Origin of the sequence: Ideonella sp. A 288, assembly GCF_002198735.1 — a bacterium.
In the GTDB taxonomy this organism is placed as follows: Bacteria; Pseudomonadota; Gammaproteobacteria; order Burkholderiales; family Burkholderiaceae_C; genus Pseudaquabacterium.
This window is the reverse complement of the sequence record NZ_MWLO01000024.1, coordinates 1-5407: the sequence shown is the minus strand read 5'-3', so window position 1 is coordinate 5407 and position 5407 is coordinate 1. Positions and strand designations below refer to the sequence as shown.

Sequence of the window (5407 nt, the reverse complement as noted above, 5' to 3'; positions counted from 1 at the left end):
CGGGGGCGCTGTGTGTGGCGGCGAGAAGCGCAGGCTCGGGGGCGGCGCGCGCAGCGCGCTTCGTCATCAAGCTCGACGCGGTTGTCTGAGCGGAGCGCCCGACGGGCGCGAAGTGAGTTCTGCTGCGCACCGCAGGGCCGAGCACTGCAGGGCAGTCGGCGCAGTCGACCGCCACAGCGAAGCTCCCCGGCCTGCCCGTGCGCGGCTTTGCCGCCTCAGTGCCTCGGGCCCACCCGAACGACTGCTCCGAACCCATCGCCGACAGGCACTCCATCCCGCCGGAAGGCCCGGTTGCCAGGCCGGTCGCGGCACCGGGTCGACGTGCCAATGCCCCCACGATCGCGCAGGCAATGGCCCGCAGGAGCCATCGCCCCATGACCCGTTGCGAGCCGCCCGCTGGCCCGTCGGGGCGATGCGGCGAGATGCCTCGTTCCAGACACTGGCAGGCATGCGTTGCGGATGTCCCGCAGCCCCTTCTGGAGCCTCTCATGTCTGCCTTCGTCCAACTCGGCGCCACCCCCGTCAAGCCGCAGTCGGCGCCACGCCTCGACCTCTATGCCGGCATCCACAAGGCCATGCGCCTGTTCATGGGCGACACGCTGGCCCGTGTCGGACGCCTCGACCTCGGCGACGCCGCCGAATGCGATGCCACGCTGGGCCAGCTCGACGGTCTGCTCGACCTGTGCCGCGCCCACGTGGCGCACGAGAACCGCTTCGTGCATGCCGCGATCGAGGCGCGCCGCCCGGGCGCCTCGGCCCGCATCGGTGCCGAGCACGACGAGCACCTGGAGGCCATCGCCGCGCTGGCTGCCGATGTCGCGGCGCTGCGCGCGCTGCCCACCGCCGCGGCGGCCCACCGGCTGTACCGCCACCTGGCGCTCTTCGTGGCCGAGAACTTCAGCCACATGCATGTCGAGGAGACCTCGCACAACGCTGTGCTGTGGGCGGCGTACACCGACGCCGAGCTGGCCGAGATCCATGAGCGGCTGGTGGCCTCGATCGAGCCGGCCGAGATGGCCGTGGTGCTGCGCTGGATGGCGCCGGCGCTGAACCCCGCCGAGCGCGCCGAGCTGCTGGGCGACATGCAGCGCCAGCTGCCGCCCGAGGCCCTGCAGGGCGCCCTCGACATCGTGCGTACCCATCTCGACGACACGGCCTGGGCCAAGCTGGCCCGCGCGCTCGGGCTGCCGCCGGTGCCGGGCCTCGTGACCGCGTGAGGCCAGGGTGTCGACCGTGACCGATCGTTTGCGCGCGGCTGTCGCCGGGGCCCTGGTGCTGGGGGCCGCGGCGCTCGCGCCGGCCGCGACCGAGGCTGCCGCAGCGCGTGCCGCATCAGCGGCTGCAAGTGACCTACCTTCAAGGTTGAGCGACACCGGATTGTTCGAACCGGGCCGCGCCGGGCAGATCCGCCGCGGCGTGGTGTCGTACACGCCACAGTACCCGCTGTGGACCGATGGGGCCACCAAGCGCCGCTGGCTGTGGCTGCCGCCAGGGCGGTCGATCGATGCGTCGCGGCCCGACGCCTGGGTGTTCCCGGTCGGTACCCGGCTGTGGAAGGAGTTCGCCTTCGCCGGTCGACCCGTGGAGACCCGCTTCATCGAACGCTGCGCCGACGGGCAATGGCGGTTCGCCACCTACCTGTGGGACGCCGACGGCCGCGACGCCCGGCTGGCCCCCGAGCGCGGCATCGGCGCGTTGCCGGTGGCGGGCGCGCCGGGTGGCCGCCACGCGGTGCCCGCGCGTGGCGACTGCCTGGCCTGCCACGGCGACGCCCCGGTGCCGGTGCTCGGCGTGACCGCGCTGCAGTTGTCGCCCGACCGCGACCCGCTGGCCGCGCACGCGGAGCCGCTGCGCGACGGTGATGTCGATCTGCGCGGGCTGGCGGCGCGTGGCTGGCTGCGTGGCCTGCCGCCGGGCCTTCTGCGGCAGCCGCCGCGCATCGCGGCCGACTCGCCGGCGGAGCGCGCGGCGGTGGGCTACCTGCACGGCAACTGCGGCCACTGCCACCACCGCGCCGGCACGCAGGTGCCGCTGCCCTTGACGCTGGCGCAGTCGGTGGTCGACCCGAAAGGGTCGGCGGCCGCGGTGCGGGCGTCCACCGTCGACGCGCCCAGCCGCTACGCACTGCAGGGCGGCGCGGCCGGCGCGCCGATCGTCGCGCCGGGCCAGCCCGTGGCCAGCGTGCTGTCCATCCGAATGCAGTCCCGCCAGCCCCTGGTGCAGATGCCGCCGCTGGGCACGCTGGCGCCCGATCCCGAGGGCCTGGCCCTCGTCCACCGCTGGATCGTCCAGCTCAACGAACACCACCGCAAGGAGACCTCGCCATGAACCCGTTCCGCCAACCCGCCTCGCTCACCGCGTCCACGGCCGTCCTGGCCCTGGCCGCCGCCGCCGGCCTGGTGGCCGCGTCGCCCGCCAGCGCGGCCGACAAGGTCGACCGCGCGCAGGCCGCGCGCGGCAAGTACCTGGTCGCCACCTCGGCCTGCATGGACTGCCACACGCCGCTGAAGATGGGCGCCAACGGTCCTGAGCCCGACATGGACCGCCTGCTCTCGGGCCACCCCGAAGGCCTGGCCATGCCGCCGGCGCCGGCGCTGCCGGCCGGCCCGTGGATGGTGGTCTCGTCGGCCACCAACACCGCATGGTCCGGTCCCTGGGGCGTGAGCTTCACCGCCAACCTGACGCCCGACGACGAGACCGGCCTGGGCCGTTGGACGGCGCGCGACTTCCGCCAGACCATCCGCACCGGACGCCACATGGGCAAGGGCCGCGCGCTGCTGCCGCCGATGCCGGTGCCGGTCTACAACCACTTCACCGACCGCGACCTCGACGCGATCTACGCCTACCTGCGCACCATCCCCGCGGTGAAGAACCGCGTGCCCGAGCCTTGGGCGCCGACGCCCGCCACCGCGGCGAAGTGACGCCACGCCCGCCCCTGACCCCATCCAACCGAGGCCCCGACACCATGTCCACGCTCTCCGCCCCGCAGCGCATCGCGCTGCTCGAATCCATGCTGGCCATCCGCGCGCACGAGGAACAGCTCGCCGCGTTGGCCACGCCCACCTCGCCCGGCACCTGCACCTCCGTCGGCCAGGAGGCCGCGGCCGTCGGCGTGGTGCGCGCGCTCGAGTCGCGCGACCGCCTGCTCACCAACCACCGCAGCGCCGGCCACCTGGTCGCCCGCGGCGCCGACCATGGCCGCCTGATGGCCGAGGTGATGGGCCGCCGCGACGGCTACTGCAAGGGCAAGAGCGGGTCGCTCCACATCAGTGCCAGGGACCTGGGCGTGGTGCTCACCTCGACCATCGTCGGCGGCGAACTGTCGCTGGCGCCCGGCGTGGCGCTGGCGCAGAAGATGGGCGCGTCGGGCACCGAGCCCGGCGGCCTCACCGCGGTGTTCTTCGGCGACGGCGCGGCCTGCGAGGGCATCTTCCACGAGTCGGTCAACCTGGCCGTCACCTGGCGCCTGCCGCTGCTCTTCGTGTGCGAGAACAACCAGTGGCAGGCCTACGTGCGGCGCGACGAGACGATGCCACAGCAGCACGTGGCCGACTGGGTGCACGGGCATGGCATCGAGGCGCGCGTGGTCGACGGCAACGACGTGGAGGCCGTGCACGACGCCGCGCGGCAGATGGCCGCGGCCATCCGTGCCGACGGCCGGCCGCGCCTGCTCGAGCTGACCACCTACCGCCTGCGCGGCCACTTCGAGCCCGACGACCAGGCCTACGTGGACGCCGACGAACTGCGCGCCTGGCAGGCACGCGACCCGATCGATGCCCAGGCCGCGCGGCTGCTGGCCGAGCGCGTGCTCACGCCGGCCGAACTGGCCCATGTGAAGGACCGCGTGGCCGCCACGGTGGCCGCCGCGCTGGACTTCGCCCAGGCCTCGCCCTGGCCCGACGCCAGCGAACTGACCACCGACGTCTACGCCTGACCCAGGAGCACACCTCATGACCACCGCTCGATCCACCACCCGACTCACCGTCCACGACGCCATCGCCCAGGCCCTGGCCGAAGAGATGCGCCGCGACGCCCGCGTGCTGATGTTCGGCGAGGGCGTCGCCACCAAGCGCCCGGCCCTCGTCGCCGAGTTCGGGCCCGACCGCGTGCGCAACACGCCGCTGGCCGAGGGCATCATCGCCGGCACCGCGGCCGGTGCCGCCGCGATGGGCCTGCGCCCGGTCGTCGACCTGCTGTTCGCGCCCTTCCTGACGCTGGCGATGGACGCCCTCGTCAACAGCGCCGGCAAGCTGCGTTACCTGTCGGGCGGCCAGTTCGACTTCCCGCTGGTCGTGATGACCATGACCGGCGCCGGCTGGTCGGTCGGCGGCCAGCACAACCACAACCTCGAGGCGATGTTCGTGCACGCGCCGGGGCTGAAGGTGGTGATGCCGTCCACCGCCGCCGATTTCAAGGGCCTGCTCAAGAGCGCCGTGCGCGACGACAACCCGGTGCTGTTCTTCACCGACCTGGCGCTGTCCTTCGACCCTGGCGAGGTGCCGGAGGGCGAGCACCTGGTGCCGATCGGCCAGGCCGCGGTGCGCCGCCGCGGCCGCGACGTGACGCTGGTGTCGTACGCCAAGACCGTGGCCGAGTGCCTGCAGGCCGCGCACACGCTGGCCGAGCGTGGCATCGAGGCCGAGGTGATCGACCTGCGCACGCTCAAGCCGCTGGACACCGACACCGTGCTCGCCTCGGTGCGCAAGACCGGGCGCTTGGTGGTGGTGCACGAGGCCGCGGCGCCCTGCGGCGTCGGCGCCGAGGTGGCGGCGATCGTCGCCGACCGGGCCTTCGCCGCGCTGAAGGCCCCCGTGCGGCGGCTCACCGGCGTGGACGCGCCTGCGGCGGCGTCATGGGTGCTCGAGCAGGCCGGCGTGCCGCGCGCCGCGGCCATCGTGCGGGCGGTGTGCGAGCAGATGGGTGTGGCACCCGACCGTGTGGCCGCCGATCGGGCGATGGTGGCCGACCTGGGCTGATCGATGCCCGCGGCGCCGCGGCGCCGAACCACCTCAAGCCCCGGCGGGGCGTGCCGATACACCGAAGGCACGCTCCCGCACCGGGTTCGAGGTGAAGATGAACGATCCGCAGGACACGGTGGTCCGCCCGCAGCAAGCCCTGCCCGCCCACGGCCCGGCCGACGGCGATGCCGAGGCCACCCGCGTGCGCCGGCCGCGCGTGGCGCCGCCCGTCGACGACGACCCCAATGCCACGGTCGTGCGGCCGCGCTGGCGCGCGCCGGTAGCTGCCCCGGCCGCCGGGCGCCCCGCGCCCGACAACGAGCCGACGCTGGTGATGCGGCGGCCCCCCGTCCACCCCGCGACGCCCGCGCCGTCGTCGCCCGAGGCCGACGCGACGCGGGTGCGCCCCGGCGGCGCCGTAGCGGCACCATCCACGCTGGCGCCCACCC

General features: G+C 74.3%; 5 protein-coding genes and 1 pseudogene. All 6 read left to right on the top strand.

The features are described from left to right. The first annotated feature begins 488 nt into the window (after positions 1-488). On the top strand, positions 489-1217 hold the full coding sequence (locus tag EOINJALH_RS01205) for a hypothetical protein (protein WP_088278488.1): 729 nt from the start codon (positions 489-491) through the stop codon (positions 1215-1217). A gap of 145 nt (positions 1218-1362) precedes the next feature. Next, the gene (locus EOINJALH_RS01200; RefSeq protein ID WP_144289799.1) at positions 1363-2328 is read left to right on the top strand and encodes a hypothetical protein; all 966 of its coding nucleotides are present in this window, start codon (positions 1363-1365) and stop codon (positions 2326-2328) included. Continuing rightward, positions 2325-2921 (top strand): c-type cytochrome, encoded by a 597-nt coding sequence (locus EOINJALH_RS01195; RefSeq protein WP_088278486.1) that lies wholly within the window; start codon positions 2325-2327, stop codon positions 2919-2921. Before EOINJALH_RS01200 ends, EOINJALH_RS01195 begins: the two co-directional genes overlap by 4 nt. A gap of 44 nt (positions 2922-2965) precedes the next feature. Then, on the top strand, positions 2966-3934 hold the full coding sequence (locus tag EOINJALH_RS01190) for a thiamine pyrophosphate-dependent dehydrogenase E1 component subunit alpha (protein WP_088278489.1): 969 nt from the start codon (positions 2966-2968) through the stop codon (positions 3932-3934). A 16-nt stretch (positions 3935-3950) separates the two neighbouring features. Then, positions 3951-4976, top strand: coding sequence for an alpha-ketoacid dehydrogenase subunit beta (locus EOINJALH_RS01185; RefSeq protein ID WP_088278485.1), 1026 nt, complete (start codon positions 3951-3953; stop codon positions 4974-4976). A gap of 97 nt (positions 4977-5073) precedes the next feature. Beyond that, positions 5074-5407 (top strand): annotated as a pseudogene (locus tag EOINJALH_RS01180) (hypothetical protein); the annotation flags it as partial.